Origin of the sequence: Bacteroides graminisolvens, from assembly GCF_963666085.1 — a bacterium.
Classification (GTDB): domain Bacteria; phylum Bacteroidota; class Bacteroidia; order Bacteroidales; family Bacteroidaceae; genus Bacteroides; species Bacteroides graminisolvens.
In genome coordinates, this window is sequence record NZ_OY762556.1 from 947,942 (window position 1) to 967,477 (window position 19,536).

Sequence of the window (19,536 nt, forward strand, 5' to 3'; positions counted from 1 at the left end):
GTTCTTTATTTTTCCGTGATGGTCAGCTTACAACCTACAAGTCCGGCAGGAGCCTCAATTTCAAAAACATAGGTTTTACCTTCGGTGAGGCTTTTGTCTTTTATCAAGGCTAAGTTACCATTGTCAACACCGTTTACATTCTGACCTTCTCCAATCAAGATAAGATCACTCACCACCTCCAGTGTTCTGTCACCACCCGAAACAGTTTCAGAGCCTTTAAAGCCGGTGCCCCAGTCTTTCTGATGAATAAACACGAAATTGATGTTGCTTGCACTAATCATTTCACCCGCAACAAAGCTAGCCCGGTATTTGCCATTGCCCATGGGAGCCATACAAATGCCCATAGATGGGTTCCAACTTGGGGCATATTTTAAAGCAGGTTTACCAACACCGTCGCCAACAATCCATATAGCACCGGTACCGTCTTCTTTCAGACTGGCCGGAGCAGTGCCCGACATCACCTCCACTTTCAAATATCTGCGTACAAAGTCGGCAATAATACGGTAGTCGCCATCAATCGGTTTAAAGGTTAGTTTATCTCCATCTTTTGTTAAGAAATCAGGGTCTATCCACCATTCATTAAAATCATCGATCCCTTCAACACGTACTTCATCTCCTTGCTTCAATGCCAAATCGCGTTTATAACGATCTTCCGTATCACCTTCAGCTAATTTCTCCATCTTCACCCCGTTAACTACATACGCTACGATAAACGGTGCCGCAGAGTAATCCTGTGTATTGAACGAAATGGTATATTCACCTGCAGTCAAATTAGAAAAAGTAATAGGCTCGGTTGAACCAAAAGCAATCGCACCGCTTTCCCAACCGAAAGTAAGTTCATTGCTATTAGAGGTTGTTTTGGGAGCTTTTATGTAGCCTTTTATTTTCTGAGGGAGCGTTTCTGTTAATTCATAATTGTGACCACTCTTGTGAAGCATTTTATACTCTTTACTAGCTGTCACAAAAGTTAAGTAAGGAAACACCGGACGCGTCACTGTTAAATCATACGTTTTATTAGTCAACGTAAAATTGATGTTTTGTAACGTGAACTCCAGTTTAGCCTTTCCATCGGGGGTATCTTTAAAGAATGGAACATAAATTTTACCGGAATAAGAACCATTGGTTTTGGTTCTGAGCACTACTTCGGAAACCTTTTCTTCTCCGTAATAAATTCGGGCCTTTAATGTAGATAGGGGAACCTCATCGGTTACACTGACAGTAAAAGGCAAACTATCACCATACATGGCATTAGTGAATTCAGACTTGATATCCATTACGGGATTTCCCGCTGCCTTCTCATCATCGTCAGAACATGATGCCAACAAGATGACAGAGAACAAAAAAAGGAGTTTATATGTAAGTAATTTCATAATTAGAATTTTTATTTGTTAGTTAACCATCGGTAAGAAACAACAGCTTTAGCAGGCACTTCATGCACAAAGCTCTTTTCGCCATCATATAAGTTTATTTTTTTAGGCATTGACGATTTGTTAAGTACGATGAACGCATAACTGTTATCCGCATTCCTAAAAGCAGAATAAACCAATTCCTTGTCTGTGTATCCGGAAGTACCAATACGAACAGCTCCGGGTTTTACAACAGAAGATAAATGTCCGATAATAAAATAGTGAGAATTGCAAATAATGGTTTTATAAGTTGCTTTATCAATATCTACTGCACCAAAGCAAGAATTGCATCCGCCGGGTCTGAAAGGTCCTTTTTCTGAATCCAACATTAAATTCCAGACAATGACAGCCTTGCACCAATTGTTTACCGTACCCAGTGCCACTTCTTCCATATCTTCTATCAAGCGCTTTTCAAAGTTCCTACCGTCATTCCACTCTCCGATAGATGTTTCGGTAAAGATCAACTCTTTATCAGGATTGGCATTATGAATAGTGAGTAACTCCGATTTATCGCCTCCATAATTATGATAAGCTGCGCCTGCAACAAAGGTTGCCGTTTGGGCATCTGCGTAAATATGTAACGGATACTGCATCTGATCCTTGGTCTCTTCTTTATGATTGTCATAATCATAATTGTGGTCATACAAGTAAATCTTGGTATTGATTCCCTCTTGTTTGAATTTCGGGCCAAGTGCATTTTTAATAAAAGCATTCTGTTCTTCCCATCCCATATACATAGATGCCGAATTTCCCCTATTCAACGGTTCATTCTGAGGAGTAACCGAATAGATAGGAATACCATGTTCCTCCATCGCTTTAATCCATTTCACAAAATAAGTGGCATAATCCTGATAGTAGGCAGGATTTAACTGGCCACTTGTCCATGATTCAAAAGGCTTCAAATCTTTGAGGTTATTAACCTTCATCCAGGTGGGGGGCGTCCAAGGCGTACCCATGATTTTTAGTTGAGGGTTGATTGCTAATATCTCTTTCAATACAGGAATAATGTATTTCAATTCTTCTTCTTGCAAAGCAAAATGCTCAATACCTTTTTGATCACAGCAAGTATATTCGCTAAGGGAAAAGTCGGAACAGCCGATAGCGATTCTTACATAGCTCTGCCCCATACCGTCTGATTCAGAGAAGGTTTTCTTCAAAAAAGCATTTCTGTCAGAAGACGACATCTTCAATAAATTGAAAGCTGAAGAACCGGTAATAGCAGTTCCGAAGCCGTCCATCGTCTGATATTTCTTGCCGGAAACAAGTGTAATGGTAAAGGGCGACATATTGTCTACTCTATCACTAAAAGATATTTCTTTGGGGACAAATTCAGATGAGCGGGTCGCGGTAGTAACATAAGCTGTTACTACCTCTCCCTTTACGATTTCTTGGTCAGGATCTAATGTATTACCTTTACCGGTACTGCATCCTGTCATAATGAGAAACAATAATGCAAACCATCTTATGCTTTTTAGCTTATTCATGCTTGTCAGTAGTTAATTATTGGCTAATAGCCTTTATTTTGAACCAGATTTGAATTTGTCTGAAGTATTTTCAGCGGTATCGGTAACCGATAAGAATTCTCAGTAAAAGTCTCTTGGAGAGCTCTTCTTCCTGAGTCTTTGGAATAAACAGCATTCATTACGCTTTCCACTTTATCTAATCTGACCAAATCAAACCAACGTTGCCCTTCGAAAGCCAGTTCCATGCGTCGTTCTTTCAACAAAGCATTAAGCATGTCTTCCTTATTTCCCTTTATATTAGCCGGTAATTTGGGCAATTTGCGTTTAGTACGTATTTCATCAATAATATTTGCTGCTGCTGTTAAATCAGGAGATGAACGCATGATCAGTCCTTCAGCCTTAAGCAAAAGAATATCAGCATAGCGCATCCAAATAATACTACTTTGCGACGAACGACATTTGTACATGAAAGGGTAATGATCTTTAGGATAATACAGAGACCATCCGCATTCATAATAAACAATCGACTCCTGGAAGCGTTCCACATCTCCTTCCGATTCATAAAGCTTTATTAAATCACGTGAAGGCGTAACCCACTTATTCCAGCTGAAATTTTCGTCCCAATTCAGAAGATTACGACCAAACATCATGTAGCACCAATTATTGTCGCCCGCCACAAAATGAGCTTCCAATAGGGACTCGCTAGTATTACGGGCTTTTGCATCAATGTAATTGCCTTCTTCATCCTTCTTCATACCAAAAAGCACACTGAAATCGTCTACAAGTTGAGGGCCGTCTTTGGCAACATCATCTGCGTATTTAATCACTTTTTCATAATCTCTCAGCGGCTTTTCGGCATATAGTTTGGCTAGTAATGCGCGGGCTACAGTTTTTGTCATCACTCTTTTATCTGCCGGATTGTAATCGGGCGCATTTTGTACTGCAAATAACAAATCTGATTCTATTTGCTTATAAGTATCTATTTCGGGGGTTTGCGAAGGAAAATATAATTTATATACTTCATCGAAATTTTCGCTGGTAATATTAGGAGCAACTTTCGTTACGACAGGAATATTTCCCCAAAGGCGAACCATATCAAAGTAAATCAACGAACGAAATATCATTCCTTGTGCCTGATAGTTCTTCACCTCGGTGTCACTCAACGATTTATCGGCAACACTATCTGCATAAATTACCAACTTATTGGCAAGTCCAACCTGATTCAAATAACGATTCCAATCTCTCTCCAATACACTGTTTGTTGCATCAAGAGAGTTGTCTTCGTAAGGCAATACCTCGGCATTAAATGCACCTGCATAAGCATTGTCAGAGTGACTTTCCGCCATCAGCATTTTATCAATATACCATTCTTGGTTTCTCAATTCTGTGTAGAGGAGTTTTAAATGTTCGTCTACAGCTTTTTTATCTTTAAAAACCACCTCTTTCCCTGTATCAGTTATTCCTTCTGTGACATCGGAATAATCAGATATCGGATCGAAGTCCAACGAACAGGATGCAACTGCCAAAGTAATAGCTCCACCCAATATGATCTTTCCTATATTATTTCGTTTCATCTTTCTCATCAAATTTAAAATTAAAAATCAACATTAATACCGAACACAAATGATTTGCTGTGAGGGTAAGTTCCCCAGTCTATACCTTGTGCATCACCGCTATTGCCAAATTGGTTTACCTCGGGATCCATGCCAGAATAACTAGTCAGTGTCAGCAGATTATTGGCCGTGAAATAAGGTTGCAAACGGGTAATTCCTGCTCTTGACAGAAACTTACTCTTGACATTATAGGATAATGTGACTGTTTTTACACGCAAATAACTACCGTCTTCCACAAAATAAGTAGAATTCTTGATGTTAAAACCAGCTTTAGGTACATTGGTGATTTGTCCGGGTATTTTCCATCTATTAAGCACAACAGCCGTTTGGTTCTTTGCATCAAACATACCTTCTGTTTCCATGCGTGATGCATTATACACATCATTACCATAAGAACCTTGAAGGAAAATGTTCAGGTTGAAGTTCTTCCAAGAAAGATTATTAGTCATACCAAAAGTAAAATCAGGATTAGGATCTCCAATAAATGTCTGATCACCGGGATTTCCACCTTTACCATTATTATCCAAATCGCGATATATAAGATTACCGGTTTCGGGATCTACACCGTCACTGATGTAACCATAGAAGCTACTCAACGGACGCCCTGGCTGATTACGAACTACTCGGGCATTTACATGGTCACTGGTCAAGCCCGATTCCACGAAAGGCATATACATTAATTCAGTTAGCTTGTTCTTATTGAATGAGATATTAAAGTCGGTATCCCATGCCAAAGCTCCCTGCAAATTCTTGGTTCCAACAGCTATCTCAAACCCTTTATTCTCCATGGCAGCGTTATTGCGCTGAATGGTAGAAATCGAGCTAGCTCCGGTTGAAGGCATCGTTACATACATCAACATATCCGTTGTTTTCTTGAAATAATAATCCAGTGTAATATTTAACCGACTACTAAAAGCAGTAAAGTCAATACCAATATTTGTTTGTGTAGTTGTTTCCCATTTCAGGTCTGTTGCTCTTAGGTTAGCAGGAGAAATAGTAGGAAGAACATTCTCTTTTCCTTCTTCAAACCAGGCCAAACGCTGTATCGAATATTTCTGTAAATAAGCATAATTGGGAATACCCGACTGGTTTCCTGTTTTACCCCAACCTGCACGTATTTTCAAATCGTCAATCCAAGAATAGCTTTCCATGAATTTCTCAGAAGAAATTCTCCATCCGGCCGACATAGAGGGAAATGTTCCCCAACGACTATCTGGATGCAATCTGGATGATCCGTCACGACGCATGTTGATCGTAAGCAGATATTTACTATCATAATTATAAGCAACGCGACCGAAATAAGACATGATTCCCCATTCCTCACCTGCAGTACCCGTATTATTCCAATCTATCTTATTCGCCGCATTGAGCGTTTCAATATCACTTGATCTGTAATTTGTTCCGTTAATCCAACTATTTAAGTATTCCGATTTGGTATATGAAGTACCCAACATGGCTTCAAAAGCATGTTTAGCAATACGTTTATTAAACGTAGCCACATTATCTATCGTTATTACTGTATTCCTGTTTCTTTCATCACTACCAATACCAAAATTCTGTCTTCCCCAACTAGTCTTCTGAGGATCAAGAAAGTTTGTATCAAGTCCATTTCTACGATCTAAGCTAAAAGAAGATTTAAAATTCAGCTCCGGCATGAAAGTAATCAACGCACTTCCGGATAGAATTATACGGTCTTCCTTCTGTTTATTGTTTCTACTACGCTCCATATTTTCTAACGGATGAGTAAGATTTGCACCGTAAAAGTTATCGTTATATTGTTCCGGATTGCTCGGATTCCATATAGGTGCATAAGTAGGTGTGTTGATAACTGATAGCACAACACCACCACGGTTTGAACCTTGGCCCGTGATTAAATCATTCTTTATGGTACTAGAATAAGAAATATTAGCTGATAGTTTCAACCATTTTCTTACATCATTTTCTATATTACCTCTGAAATTATAACGTTTGAAAAAGGCCGCATCTAAAGTTCCTTTTTGATCCAAATAACCTCCGGACAGAAAATACTTTAACCGATCAGAACCGTCAGAAACAGAAGCCTGATAACTTTGAGTATGTCCTATCTGATAAGCTTCATCGAACCAATCTGTTTGATCTGTTAAGCCATCGGGTAAAGAGGTATTTCCAAGCTCTCTTTGCAATTCTACGTATTCTTGTGTATTCAGTACTTTGACGTTATCAATCACTTTGTCAATACCATATTGCACATTCAAAGATACCTTAGCAACTCCTTTTTGTCCTGTTTTAGTTGTAATAAGAACGACCCCATTCGCTGCACGCGAACCATAAATAGCAGCCGATGAAGCATCTTTCATCACTTGCATGCTGGCAATATCATTGGGAGCTAGAAAGTCAATCTTATCTACAGGAACTCCGTCAACTACATACAACGGATCATTGCTGGCATTTAATGAGGTAGTTCCTCGTACACGAATGGATAGCTCTCCACCAGGCATACCACTGGGTTGAATGACAGAGATACCAGCCACTTTACCTTGGATGGCTTGTCCGGCAGAGGTGATTGGTCTTTCTATCAAATCTTTTGTAGATACTGTAGAAATAGCAGTCGTTACATCTTTACGTTGTACTGTTCCATAGCCAATAACAACTACTTCCTCAAGCATTTCAGCGTCTTCCTGAAGTGTGACTGACATTTGCGAAGTGACTTTTTTCTCCATCGTTTTGTAGCCGACATACGAGAAAACCAAAACTGCATTTTCTTTTGTATTCAGGGAGAAACGTCCCTCTATGTCGGTAATTGTACCATTGGAAGTTCCTTTTTCAAGAACACTTACCCCGATAAGAGGTTCTTTCGAAGTATCAGACACAAGTCCGGATACACTTAACTGTTGGGCGAATGCCCCCAATGAGAAGAATATTGCCGAGAAAGCAATAAAAAACTTTCGAGCTATAAAGCGGCAGCTCCGCTTACTCTTTTTCATAAGCATTAATTTAAGTTTGAAAATCAAAGTTTACTTTAACCCGTTAGCATGATGTATGCCAAGCGAATCAATGGACACAAAACTAAGCAAAAAGAGAGAGGTGCTTTGGTCCGATGAAAGAAATAGTGGATACAGCCAGAACATAAAAAGCTGATTATAAGCTAATTATAAAATAAAAACAGGCTTAAAAAGTGGATGAAATACAAAGATATTAGCGAATATTACGAACCATATTTTCAAGTCATCACGCGAAACCTGGGCTTTATTCTTCACTTTAGCGCGATAATTATAAATGGTATTGACTGAATAACGCAAAAACTCGGCTATCTGCGAACTATCTTCAATACCTAGGCGAACAAGAGCAAAAATACGTAATTCCGTATTAAGCAATTCTCCTTTTTTAGGTAGGATAGCAGCATCGGGTTGCAACAATTCATTGAATCGTTTCACAAAATCAGGAAACAATTGCAAGAAAGCGGAGTCAAAGTTGTCATATAGTTCTTTCAACTCCAAGTCGAGTGTATCTTGAGAGCGTGCAATGCGCAAAAGTTCAGCAGTCTGGCCACCCGATATTTTCTTACTGACCATACGACGATAAGCATCCAACTTGTCTATGTAAGTAGAGCATAACTTGATAAAACGGCCAATGTACTCTTCTTTAATTTGGTTGGACTCAGAAAGTTCTATATTGGTTGACTGCAAGCAGCCATTTATCTGTTTCAGCTCCTCATTTAATGCCTTAAGTTGTTCGTTAACTTGCTGGAGGTTATTCCTTGCTACCGAAAGTTTTTTCATCTGACAATAAATGTATGCCAAAGCAACAAATAACAGAATAACCAATGCACTAATCAGTATCAGGTAATTCTCTAACTGCCTATTCTGTCGTTCTATTTTTGCCTGATACGTTTTATCTATAAGAGATAGAATACCTGCACTTTGCAAGCTTCTTAAACGTGCATTATAAAAATTAGTTTCATCCCAGGAAAAGCGTATGTAATGATAAGCCCGCTCCACATCTCCGTCTTCATAAAGTAACTGCGCCAGCATCCATAAGGAAGCATGGTCTTTTATAGCCGATTGAATATCTGAAAGAGCCGAAAGAGCCAGAAATTTCTTTTCTTGATTCCGATCACCATTTTGTTGAAAAGCCAGGGCTCTATGAAATGTTATCAAAGCATACTCCGGTGTTCCAGACTTAACTTTGGAGAGCCGCATATCATTTACTTGAAGTGCTTCGGCAAATTCACTATTGTCTCTATAGGCTGTTTCTTTCATTGACAGATACAAATCCGTAGAATGATCAACCACATGGAAAAGAGAATCTTTGTACGCATCAGATATTTTTCGGTAACCTGCAGAACTAACCTTATCTTGCGTATAAAAGGCCAATTCACCGTACACATGATCGAAGCAAGAATAATAATCTGTAAGAAACCGAGCGTTTATAGTACCACGATCAATACTTTCGAGAATATCTACGGCCTCTTTATACATCCCTGAAGACGCCAGCTGATAGGACAGCAAAAGCTTACTTTCATCTTGCTTCATGCGATCGTTCATTTTACCGGCTAACTCAATATTCTTATTTAGATAATGAATAGCTGAATCACAAATATAAGCCCTATACTCTTTGTAAAGCTTCCTATTCCTATCATACAAAGATGTAAGGGAAGTAGCAGGTGGGGTATTCCTTTTGAGTTCATCAATACGCACTTCTTTCTTCATACTGAAAGAACGATGAACAGCAATAATTTTATCGAGTTCATTCAGCAGGGAATCGACCTCATTACCTGCACATATATAGGAGGGACTAAACACCAAAAAGGCAAAAAAGAGCCTTGTTTTCATTTTAAACATCTTTGTTTTCATACTATACAAGATAGGTATAGGGCAAATATAGTAACATTTGTCTGTTCTGAGACCAAATTCAGTGATTTTATCTGGGGCACCCATTCAACAAAGCGATTCTTCAATTTGTTTATGTATTGAAAGACAAGCATTTACGGATTATTGACCTTTAAATCATTCCACCATGAAAATGTCTGTAAACTCCTCCATTATCCTCTTCATCGTTTTTCTATTCAGTTTAACGAATCACTCTATACGTGCCCAAGAGAATGAGGATGTATTTGTAATCAGCGGAATCGTAAAAAGCCAAAAGAATAAACGTCCGCTCGAATACGTAAACGTTTCTGTGCCCGGAAGTAATGTGGGTACCATTACAAACTCTGATGGAGCCTTTACGCTGAAAGTAAAGAAAAGCTTGCATGCGCATCTTATAGAGATATCACACATCGGTTACGAAACGGCCACTATTCATATCAATCAGAAAGATGTAGATGATAGGGTGATTTATATTACGCCGAATACTGTGGTGTTAAATGAGGTGGTAGTAAAGCCGGTAGATGCACGCAAAATCGTTGAACAGGCATTGGTGCGTATCCCGGAAAATTACAACGACAAGCCTGCCATGTACACTGGATTTTACAGAGAAGCTTCTCAAAAAAGAAAAAAATACATCAGTATCTGTGAAGCGGTAATCAACGTCTACAAATCGGCCTACACGGAAGATATCAGCAAAGATAGAGTGAAAGTTTTCAAAGGAAGACGGTTGTTAAGTCCCCACGAAGGAGATACTCTTGCCATTAAACTATTGGGAGGCCCCACACAGGCAATCTTTATCGATATGGTTAAAAATCCGGATGTGTTGCTCAGCAAGGATTGTTTGATGTATTACAATTATACATTCAATGATTACGTAAACATTGACAACAGACCACATTATGCTATTCGTTTTGAACCGCGTATGATGCTGGATGAACCATTGTATCAGGGTACACTGTATATTGATAGGGAAACTCAGGCCATTACACGCATGGAGTTTGCACTCGACATGCGTGATAAGATCAAGGCCACGTCTCTTATTCTACGAAGTAAGCCGGTTGGACTCCGATTTAAACCCGAAAACTTATCTTATCTGGTTACTTACAGACAAATGGGCGGACGCACTTATTTGAATTATGTGCGTACTGAAATAAAATTTAAGTGTGACTGGAAACGTAAACTCTTCTCGACGGGATACACTGTTATCTCTGAAATGGTAATGACTGACCGGCTCGACAATGCTGCATCTACCATCACTTATAGGGAAAGTTTCAAGGCCAATCAAGTTCTTTCAGAGAAGGTATTGAATTTTTATGATGGAAATTTCTGGGAAAGCTACAACATTATTGAGCCGACTGAATCATTGGAAAATGCAGTCAACAAGCTCAAAAAAAGCTATAAATAGTTGATTTTGTGTTGGTGATTCTCTCTTGTGAATCTCTGAGGAGATGAATGTGAATTATCTTTTCAGAGATTCATTTTATTACGCAACTCAACAGGCTTTGGTTTTACTTATAAATGAGTGTTGAAAGCTGCTCCTCCCCAAACAACTCATTAGCAATTTCAAGCAATTCTGATGAAGTAATGCTTTCTATTCGTTTATAAACGGCCTCGGATGCTTCGTATCTGTTATAATGAAGGAAGGTCTTAGCCATTCCCAAAGCGTTATTCTCGTTATTATCGGAGGCCACTCCGATTTGCCCAATCAATTGCTTTTTGGCCGCTGCAAGTTGAGAAGGTGTCAATTTCAAATCACATAACTTCTTCAATTCCTTGTACGTGAGGGTCAAACACCGGTCAACATCATTGGGATCTGTACCAAAATAAATGCAGAAAATACCTGTATCCGTGTACGAAGTCAAATTAGATTCCACACTGTAAACAAGGCCTTTACGCTCACGCAAAGAAACATTCAAACGGCTATTCATGCCGGGACCTCCAAGCATGTTATTCAATAAATATAAACCCGTACGCTTGTTGTTATGCGCATCATATCCTCGGTTGCCAACCATTACATGAGCCTGATGTGTCTCTTTATGGATCAATTTATGCTGAGGAACATAAAGGGGCGGCATAATGCGTTCGGAAATCCGATCGCTCAATGTCAAGTGCCCCGTATACTTCTCTGCCAAACGTATTACTTTCTTGAAATCAACATTTCCAAGAACAAAAAAGACCATATTGGATGGTTGATAATAATTGCTCCAGAAACGTATAATATCTTCACGCGTTATCTGGTTCAGCGATTGAGGGTTTCCTAGAATGTTACGCCCTAAGGAATGATCCTTGAAAATCATGTCTTCGAAGTCATCGAAAATAAGTTCGGAAGGATTATCTTCGTATGATTGGATCTCATCTAAAATGACCTCTTTTTCTTTATCAAGTTCATGATCGGGAAAGGTTGAGTGAAACACCATATCACTCATAAGCTCTACCGCTCGGTCCAAATCTTCTGTCAGGAACGATGCGTAAAGGACTGTTTCTTCTTTGTTGGTATATGCATTCAAATCTCCTCCTACATTTTCCATGCGGTTTAAGATATGCCATGCGCGCCGGTGAGTAGTACCTTTAAAAATAAGATGCTCAACCAAATGGGCCATTCCCTGCTCAGAGGAGCTCTCGTCGCGGGTACCTGCATCTACAGCAAAGCCGGCATAAGTTACTTTTGAGACCGACGATTCATGAATGATGCGAAGTCCATTGGGCAATGTATACTGATTATAATTCATTGTTTTCTAATTGGTTATTGGTACAAGGGCACAAAAATACAACAAAACTTATTGCCATTTATAGGAAATTGCAGATATTTGCAGGCTATAATACATCAAGCTTAATGGAAAAGATAGGAATATTTTGCTCTGCATCCAACAGATTACCCTCTGTATATGTGGAAACTACGCGTCAACTTGGCGAGTGGTTAGGTAAAGAAAAAAAGACAATTATATACGGAGGAGCAAATTTAGGATTGATGGAGGACATTGCTTCGGCAGCTAAGGCAAACGGAGCTACACTCATAGGAGTTGTTCCTAAGATACTCGAAAAGAATGGCAAAGTAAGTACTCTTCCCGACAGACTGATACACACAGTTAACCTGAGTGACCGAAAAGACGTTATTGTTGAAGAGTCTGATATACTTGTAGCTCTTCCGGGTGGAATTGGTACGTTAGACGAGGTTTTCCATGTAATGGCAGCCTCAACCATAGGATACCATCACAAAAAAGTCATCTTTTATAATGTAAACGGCTTTTATGATACTTTACTGAAAGCTTTGCAGCAGATGGCTCAAGCCCAATTCATACGTGGATTAGAAAAGAATGAGTACTACTTGGTAGCAAATTCATTCAACGAACTGATAAACATCTTGAAAAAACCTAATTTAACTGATAATAATGATTGAATCGATTCAAACTCTCTTGCAGAAAGAGGCAAATGCCGTTCTTAACATTCCGGTAACTGATGCATACGAAAAAGCGGTTGAACTTATTGTAGAGCAAATACACCGAAAGAAAGGAAAGCTGGTCACTTCAGGTATGGGTAAGGCCGGTCAAATAGCCATGAACATTGCCACAACTTTCTGCTCCACAGGAGTTCCTTCTGTTTTTTTGCATCCTAGCGAGGCACAACACGGTGATTTGGGTATTTTGCAAGAAAATGACTTGCTGTTACTTATATCTAACTCGGGCAAGACAAGGGAGATTGTTGAACTCACCCAATTGGCTCACAATCTGAATCGTAATCTGAAGTTTATTGTCATTACCGGAAATGCCGACAGTCCACTTGCCAAAGAGTCGGACGTATGCCTTTGTACCGGTAAACCCGATGAAGTTTGCACATTGGGCATGACTCCAACCACGTCTACAACTGTGATGACTGTAATAGGAGATATATTGGTTGTTCAGACTATGAAGCAAACAAAATTCACAATCGAAGAATATTCCAAACGTCATCATGGAGGTTATTTAGGTGAAAAATCAAGAGAACTATGCGTAAAGTAATCGGAATAGGAGAAACCATTCTCGACATCATTTTCAAAAAAGACAAGCCATCGGCTGCTGTTCCGGGAGGTTCCGTCTTCAACGGCATGATTTCCTTGGGGAGAATGGGTGTGGATGTACGTTTTATAAGCGAAACTGGCAATGACCGGGTTGGAAGAACCATTCTTGACTTTATGCAGGAAAACGGGATATCAACAGATCACGTAAATGTGTTTCCTGACGGTAAATCACCAGTATCTTTAGCATTTCTAAACGATAAAGGTGATGCGGAGTACATTTTTTATAAAGAATATCCCAAACAACGATTGGATGTAATTTTTCCGCAAATTAATGAAGATGATATTGTTGTTTTCGGCTCTTTTTATGCCTTAAACCCGGTTCTTCGAGATAAAATGACCGAGCTACTTGAGTTAGCAAAAGAACGAAAAGCCATTATCTACTATGATCCTAATTTCAGGAGCACACATAAAGATGAAGCCATGAAACTGGCTCCTACCCTTATAGAAAATTTAGAATATGCTCATATTGTCAGAGGCTCATCAGAAGACTTCTTCTATATGTATGGACTGCAAGATGTTGATAAAGTATACAAGGACAAAATAAAATTTTATTGCCCTAACTTTATCTGCACATCGGGTGCAAACAATATTACATTGCGTACCAATTGTTTATCAAAAGAGTATTCTGTAACTCCATTGCAAGCTGTGAGTACAATTGGAGCTGGAGACAACTTTAATGCGGGTCTTATTTACGGACTGCTCAAATATGATGTCAGATTACGGGATCTGGACAATCTTGATGATGCCCAGTGGGACAAGGTTATAGCTTGTGGGAAAGATTTTTCAGCCGAAGTTTGCAAAAGCTTCAACAACAGCATCTCTGTTGAGTTTGCAGAAGCCTACAAAAAATAAAAGAGAAACCGTATGCGTGTTTCATACGGTTCTCTTTTTCTAACTGTTATTTCGTAAACCTCCAATAATCAAAATACATAATGTTGCTGGCAGCTCTTCCTTTGAAAACAAAGAAAACATCATGAACTCCTGTTATAGGAGTAACATGCGTCTCAATCAAAGCCCATCGATCACTGCCTCCAGTACATGGAACCTTAATTGTACCAACTAGTGGCCCATCGATCTTATCTAACCGGATTTCCATTTCAACGTTGCCATTGTGGGTTGTCCCTACTCTGGCTATGAAGCTTCTAGCAACAGTATTCTGAAAATCTACGTTCCTTACTTTCGTGTAACTACCGTTTGCTGTTGCAGTAACAAAGACTCCCACACGCTGATCATGGCCGGACTTAACGCCCTCGGACCATGCAATCGTTTCCGCTTCTGTCTTCACATAAGGATTCAGTGTTCCCAAAGGTTTCGAAACACCATTCGTCATCTTTAGTTGAGGCAATGACTTATCTTTGTTTATTGCGAGTTCTTCAACACAGACTGAACGAGTAAACCCGCTTCCACCGGGTAAAGCCCCATTGTGATAAAAAAGATAAGTGTTACCTTTAAAATCAATTATCCCTGGATGATTGGTAAAACTACGTCCCTCAGCAGGCATTAATACTCCACCGTATTTCCAAGGACCAGTTGGGCTGTTACTAGTTGCGTAGCCTAAATGCTCGGGAATTGGGCCGGCAGCAAATAAAAGATAATACAATCCATTGCGTTTGTAAAGCCAAGGTCCTTCTTCGTAAAGCGTAGCTCTTTCTGGATTTCCTTCGCGCTTGCCAAAAGACTCTACTGTCATGGGGACACTTACAATATCTCCTTTATACGAAATCATATCCTCATTCAGTTTGACGTAATAACAGTTTGGATTTCCCCAGTAAAGATACGCTTGACCATCATCATCAATAAATACAGTAGGGTCAATATCACCTTTCCCGCTTTTAACAAGTGGTTTACCCAACGGATCTATAAAAGGACCATAAGGACTGTCGGCAACTGCCACACCAATAGCACCTTGGTTGTCTTGTCCCGTTAACGGAACATACATGTAGAAACGGCCGTTGCGTTCTATGCATTGGGCAGCCCAGGCGTTTGCTTTACCCCAGCTAAAATCCGTATATTTTAAAACAGCTCCGTGATCAGTCCAGTTTACCATGTCTGTTGTTGTGTAAAGTCGCCAATCATTCATCGTAAACCAAGTGGAACCATCTTCATCGTGAGTCGTATATAGATAAACCTTATCGTTATATACCATAGGAGCCGGATCGGCCGTATATAATGTTTGAATGATAGGATTCTGAGAAAAACCCTTTAATGCAAACATAAATAAAAACAATAATAAGAAAGATTTGTGTTTCATTTCGATAACTTTAAATATGCATATCAATTATTTGAATTCCCAATAATCGAGTTTGAATAAATCATTTGCCTTTTTGCCTTTAAAGCATAGGTACAGATCGTGTATCTGTTTGGCTCCTTTTATGGGACATGACATCAGTTCATATTTATCAGAACTACCACTAGGCTTCACCTTAACCGTTCCAACTAATGGTCCGTCAGCACCATCCAAACGAATTTCAATAAGACCTTCCATGCTATCACATGCAGCGTTAACTATAAATTTCTTAGCACCTTTCGCTCCAAAATCAACACCACGAACGCACAAATATTCATTGTTATCAATATGAGTGAGGTACATTTTATTATTTGCTGATTGTTCCGTTTTTAGCCCATAGCCCCAAGCCATAGTCACAGCCTGTACTTTCCGATAAGGATTGAAAGAGCCTATTTGTTCGAGCTTCGTTTCTGACCAATAAGGAACTTCATTGATTGTTCCGTCCGGATTATAAGTCATTTTAGCAACTGAAACAGAACGCCGTTCACGATGCTCAGGCGTTTCTCTTCGAAGCAAGTCATAATTTAACCCAAATACATAAGAATTCCCTTTATAATCAATGATTCCTGGATGATTGCCTCTGGATTTTTCTGTAGGCCGCATAATGTATCCTTTGGTTTCCCAAGGACCGGTAGGTGTATTACTCATTGCATAACCAATCCCCTCGGGACAACAAGTAGAAGCAAAAGCCATGTAATAATGCCCGTTACGTTTATATGTCCAGGGACCTTCCTGATAATGTTTCGGGCGTTCGCTCAATTTAACAATATCACCTGAGTAGGAAATCATGTCCTCGTTGAGCTTTACATAATAAACATTGGGATTTCCCCAATACATATAAGCCTGACCATCATCATCAATGAACACTGTAGGATCAATATCATCCCAATGTTCTTTTTGCCATACCAAAGGTTTATTTAGAGGATCTTTAAATGGACCATAAGGACTATCAGCAACCAAGACCCCTATTCCATTGCCGTGTATGGGGCAATACATGTAGAACTTGCCATTACGTTCAATAACTTGTTCTGCCCAAGCGCCGTTATCTCGTTTCACCCATTCAAAGCTTTTCAAAGATGCCACAGTTCCGTGATCTGTCCAGTTAACCATATCCGTAGAGGTGTAGAGCAACCAATCAAGCATCTTAAATCCTTCGGCATCATCCTCATCGTGAGTTGTATATAGAAAAACCGTGTCATTATAAACCATAGGAGCCGGATCTGCCGTGTACTTCGTTTGAATAATGGGATTCTGAGCAATTCCCGTTGTGGCAGTCAAAGCCAATAGCAATGACAAGCCTGATAAAAATAACTTCTTCATTCGGTATTAATATAGGTTGATTTTATTTATAATTTCACTGCCAATTTACGGCCGTTATATTCAATACATTGTTCCTTAGCAGTTTCTATTATCCCAACTCCGGAGCCTTTGCCAACCTTTACCAATCGTAATTTACGGGAGGTTGGCATCCCTGGAAACGTACCATTACGATCAGAAATTGTTAATGTATTCTGTTTGTCGTTCCAGTCTAAGCGATAGGTAGAACAGGAACCTTGTTCATACTTGTAATTATCACCTTCGTCTTCATATACAGTAAACGAACCATCGGCACCCGGATAAATGCGTATTTCCCATTCGCCATCCTTTTTTTCAGATGTATATTGCATAACTGGTCCCATAGGAATAATTGCCCCCTGCCTTACAAACAAAGGGATTTTATCAATAGTAGCGTCAGCTTTAACCCATTGCCCCCCTTTTAAAGCTGTTCCCGTCCAGAAATCAATCCAATCTGCACCTAAAGGCAAATAAACACGACGACTCTTATCTGCATTCTCCAGAGGAGTAGAATTAGTTGTGAAATACATTGGGTTCGTAACCGGAGCAACTAAGAAGGAGGGGCCAAACATAAATTCGTCTTTCAAATCAGCGACACCTGCATCTGAAGAAAAATCAAAAGACAAGGCCCGTGTCATTGTGTAACTTTCACGATACACCTTTCCGGCTAAAGAATAAATATACGGAAGCATGCGATACCGCAAGTGAAGCATACTTATCAAACTATCGTAGAAAGGATCGCCCGGCTTACCAAAGCGCCATACTTCACGAGGTGTATCAGTCCCATGGCTTCTGAAAACCGGAAGAAATGCTCCAAACTGAAACATTCGTGTATATAATTCGCGATATCCCATATCATCCACTCCTTTGTCATAATCACCTTTCCAAAACCATTGAGGGCCCTTTTTAACAAAAAAGGCACCAATATCTATTGACCAATAGGGGCAACCGGTAGCCATAAAATTCAGTCCGGCAGGAATCATTTGTGCAAAAGACTTCCATGTGGCATGTGTATCTCCATTCCAAGTAATGGTTGAAAAGCGTTGCTGCCCCGCATAGCTAGACCGAGTGAGATTAACAACTCGCTTGGATGCATTTGTGACACGTTGATTTTCATAAATGCCCATGGCGTGATACAAAGAATACAACTGACTACGCTCCGCTCCTAAAGCATCACTCAATATCTCTGTATTCAGTTTCCAACGCCTCTCATGACTGTCCGGACCATAACTGGCATCCATAAATTTCCAATCAGCGTCCAATGGTTCAGATGAGTCACACCACCAAGCGTCAAAGCCATTACTAAAGAATTCCTTGTTTGCATAGTTCCAATACAAGTCTCTTCCCAAAGGATTAAATGCATCATAAACAGTTGTGCCGTTGAAAAGCAGTCCTTTCTGTTTAAAATCATCAGTTTGAGGACTATTCACCGCATTAGGCCAAATTGAAATCATTAATTTAGCATTCATCGCATGAATTTCGTCGGTCAGCTTCTTTTTATCAGGATAAAAGGTCGGGTTCATGCTCATACGCCCCCACTGACCATCAGGCCAATAATTCCAATCCTGAACAATCATATCAACAGGAATCTGTTTTTGACGAAACAGCTTTAACGTGTTTATTAAATCATCCGAACTCACATACCGTTCTTTTGATTGAATATAGCCAAAAAGATAAAGAGGCATCATGGGCGATTTACCCGTTAGCAGACGATAATTGGCAATCACAGCATCCATTGTCTTTCCCTTCATAAAATAATAGTCTATCTGCTTGGCAGCCTCCAGTTCCACATAGCCCACCTCTTCTGTATCTCGAAACAGCATACTGCATCCGGCATCAAACAATAATCCGTAACCGGCTGTTGAGTTGATCACCGGAACCATCGCTTTGAGATTATGTTGGCACAGATACAGTTCTTTTCCTTTCAGATTCATATAATCTTCCATGTGCGATCCCAGACCGTAAAGTGCTTCCGAAAGCATCCAGCGAAAGTTCATCTTGTACTTCCAACTAGCCCCCACTGTGTCGCGAGTCAATACCGTTTTAACCTCTATATCGCCATTAGCTGTTTTTTCTACTCGCTTTGACGCCTCATCATAAGTAACTCGCTCCGTGAACACTTTAGTGCCGACTCTTGGAATCATAGCATCTTCACGCAACAAAGCTGAACCATTCGTATCAAAATACGAAATAGCCCCTGTACGAATATCTACCTTGACAATTAAACTATCCGACTTTAGCCAAAAATGTTGCGCCTCTTTCCGATGAGAAAAGCGAACCCTCTCTTGGTTACGAGGGACACAAACATCTGTTCCGTTCCCAACAAACTTAGCCTCTTTCGTGTATTGCACCCTTACTATATCCGGAGTCACAAAATCAACCTGCAACATTCCTTCCTTTAAAGTACAAGAGATGCCATTAGCAGAAAATGTTGATTGAATGACTTGGGAAGAAAGGCTTGTTACACTTGTTAGCCCTAGTAACACGACAGTCGATCTTAGTATGAAAGCTCGAATTAACAACTTCTTCAT

General features: G+C 39.8%; 12 protein-coding genes and 1 pseudogene. 4 read left to right on the forward strand and 9 right to left on the reverse strand.

Translation table 11 applies throughout. From position 1 onward, the window contains the following. Positions 1-5: 5 nt before the first annotated feature. The 5 genes and pseudogenes from ACKPCE_RS03850 to ACKPCE_RS03870 all read right to left on the reverse strand — a co-directional run bounded on the left by ACKPCE_RS03850 (position 6) and on the right by ACKPCE_RS03870 (position 9,302). A complete protein-coding gene (locus tag ACKPCE_RS03850; RefSeq protein WP_319504255.1) occupies positions 6-1,370 on the reverse strand; it encodes a DUF5125 domain-containing protein in 1,365 nt (454 codons plus the stop codon). A gap of 11 nt (positions 1,371-1,381) precedes the next feature. After that, a complete protein-coding gene (locus ACKPCE_RS03855) occupies positions 1,382-2,890 on the reverse strand; it encodes an endo-1,6-beta-glucanase (RefSeq protein WP_407654949.1) in 1,509 nt (502 codons plus the stop codon). A gap of 23 nt (positions 2,891-2,913) precedes the next feature. Then, positions 2,914-4,443, reverse strand: a complete 1,530-nt coding sequence (locus tag ACKPCE_RS03860; protein WP_319504256.1) for a RagB/SusD family nutrient uptake outer membrane protein — start codon at positions 4,441-4,443, stop codon at positions 2,914-2,916. A gap of 20 nt (positions 4,444-4,463) precedes the next feature. After that, complete coding sequence (locus tag ACKPCE_RS03865) at positions 4,464-7,445, reverse strand: SusC/RagA family TonB-linked outer membrane protein (protein WP_319504257.1); 2,982 nt, start codon at positions 7,443-7,445, stop codon at positions 4,464-4,466. 211 nt (positions 7,446-7,656) lie between these two features. Beyond that, positions 7,657-9,302, reverse strand: a pseudogene (locus ACKPCE_RS03870) (DUF6377 domain-containing protein). A gap of 175 nt (positions 9,303-9,477) precedes the next feature. Here ACKPCE_RS03870 and ACKPCE_RS03875 point away from each other — a divergent pair. Further along, on the forward strand, positions 9,478-10,734 hold the full coding sequence (locus ACKPCE_RS03875) for a carboxypeptidase-like regulatory domain-containing protein (protein WP_319504258.1): 1,257 nt from the start codon (positions 9,478-9,480) through the stop codon (positions 10,732-10,734). Positions 10,735-10,837: 103 nt separating this feature from the next. Here ACKPCE_RS03875 and ACKPCE_RS03880 read toward each other — a convergent pair whose 3' ends face one another. Then, positions 10,838-12,058 (reverse strand): M16 family metallopeptidase, encoded by a 1,221-nt coding sequence (locus ACKPCE_RS03880; RefSeq protein ID WP_319504259.1) that lies wholly within the window; start codon positions 12,056-12,058, stop codon positions 10,838-10,840. A gap of 104 nt (positions 12,059-12,162) precedes the next feature. Between ACKPCE_RS03880 and ACKPCE_RS03885 the strand changes: the two genes are divergently transcribed. The 3 genes from ACKPCE_RS03885 to ACKPCE_RS03895 are packed head-to-tail and all read left to right on the forward strand — an operon-like array spanning position 12,163 to position 14,235. Then, positions 12,163-12,726 (forward strand): LOG family protein, encoded by a 564-nt coding sequence (locus ACKPCE_RS03885; RefSeq protein WP_277639961.1) that lies wholly within the window; start codon positions 12,163-12,165, stop codon positions 12,724-12,726. Continuing rightward, on the forward strand, positions 12,719-13,324 hold the full coding sequence (locus ACKPCE_RS03890) for an SIS domain-containing protein (RefSeq protein WP_024995465.1): 606 nt from the start codon (positions 12,719-12,721) through the stop codon (positions 13,322-13,324). The genes ACKPCE_RS03885 and ACKPCE_RS03890 overlap by 8 nt, the downstream gene beginning before the upstream one ends. Beyond that, positions 13,312-14,235, forward strand: a complete 924-nt coding sequence (locus ACKPCE_RS03895) for a carbohydrate kinase family protein (protein ID WP_319504260.1) — start codon at positions 13,312-13,314, stop codon at positions 14,233-14,235. Before ACKPCE_RS03890 ends, ACKPCE_RS03895 begins: the two co-directional genes overlap by 13 nt. Positions 14,236-14,281: 46 nt before the next feature. Here the strand turns inward: ACKPCE_RS03895 and ACKPCE_RS03900 are convergent, their stop codons facing one another. Genes ACKPCE_RS03900 through ACKPCE_RS03910 form a run of 3 tightly spaced genes read right to left on the reverse strand, consistent with a single transcriptional unit; the run spans position 14,282 to position 19,536 of the window. Then, entirely contained in the window at positions 14,282-15,634 is a 1,353-nt protein-coding gene (locus ACKPCE_RS03900) for a glycoside hydrolase family 43 protein (protein WP_319504261.1), read from the reverse strand. Positions 15,635-15,661: 27 nt separating this feature from the next. Beyond that, positions 15,662-16,990, reverse strand: a complete 1,329-nt coding sequence (locus ACKPCE_RS03905; protein WP_319504262.1) for a glycoside hydrolase family 43 protein — start codon at positions 16,988-16,990, stop codon at positions 15,662-15,664. A 26-nt stretch (positions 16,991-17,016) separates the two neighbouring features. Beyond that, the gene (locus tag ACKPCE_RS03910) at positions 17,017-19,536 is read right to left on the reverse strand and encodes a glycoside hydrolase family 31 protein (protein ID WP_319504263.1); all 2,520 of its coding nucleotides are present in this window, start codon (positions 19,534-19,536) and stop codon (positions 17,017-17,019) included.

Bases quoted from the DNA above. Each gene is read 5' to 3' on its own strand.
- ACKPCE_RS03850 (WP_319504255.1), bottom strand. From the start codon at position 1,370: ATGAAATTACTTACATATAAACTCCTTTTTTTGTTCTCTGTCATCTTG.
- ACKPCE_RS03855 (WP_407654949.1), bottom strand. From the start codon at position 2,890: ATGAATAAGCTAAAAAGCATAAGATGGTTTGCATTATTGTTTCTCATT.
- ACKPCE_RS03860 (WP_319504256.1), bottom strand. From the start codon at position 4,443: ATGAAACGAAATAATATAGGAAAGATCATATTGGGTGGAGCTATTACT.
- ACKPCE_RS03865 (WP_319504257.1), bottom strand. From the start codon at position 7,445: ATGAAAAAGAGTAAGCGGAGCTGCCGCTTTATAGCTCGAAAGTTTTTT.
- ACKPCE_RS03875 (WP_319504258.1), top strand. From the start codon at position 9,478: ATGAAAATGTCTGTAAACTCCTCCATTATCCTCTTCATCGTTTTTCTA.
- ACKPCE_RS03880 (WP_319504259.1), bottom strand. From the start codon at position 12,058: ATGAATTATAATCAGTATACATTGCCCAATGGACTTCGCATCATTCAT.
- ACKPCE_RS03885 (WP_277639961.1), top strand. From the start codon at position 12,163: ATGGAAAAGATAGGAATATTTTGCTCTGCATCCAACAGATTACCCTCT.
- ACKPCE_RS03890 (WP_024995465.1), top strand. From the start codon at position 12,719: ATGATTGAATCGATTCAAACTCTCTTGCAGAAAGAGGCAAATGCCGTT.
- ACKPCE_RS03895 (WP_319504260.1), top strand. From the start codon at position 13,312: ATGCGTAAAGTAATCGGAATAGGAGAAACCATTCTCGACATCATTTTC.
- ACKPCE_RS03900 (WP_319504261.1), bottom strand. From the start codon at position 15,634: ATGAAACACAAATCTTTCTTATTATTGTTTTTATTTATGTTTGCATTA.
- ACKPCE_RS03905 (WP_319504262.1), bottom strand. From the start codon at position 16,990: ATGAAGAAGTTATTTTTATCAGGCTTGTCATTGCTATTGGCTTTGACT.
- ACKPCE_RS03910 (WP_319504263.1), bottom strand. From the start codon at position 19,536: ATGAAGAAGTTGTTAATTCGAGCTTTCATACTAAGATCGACTGTCGTG.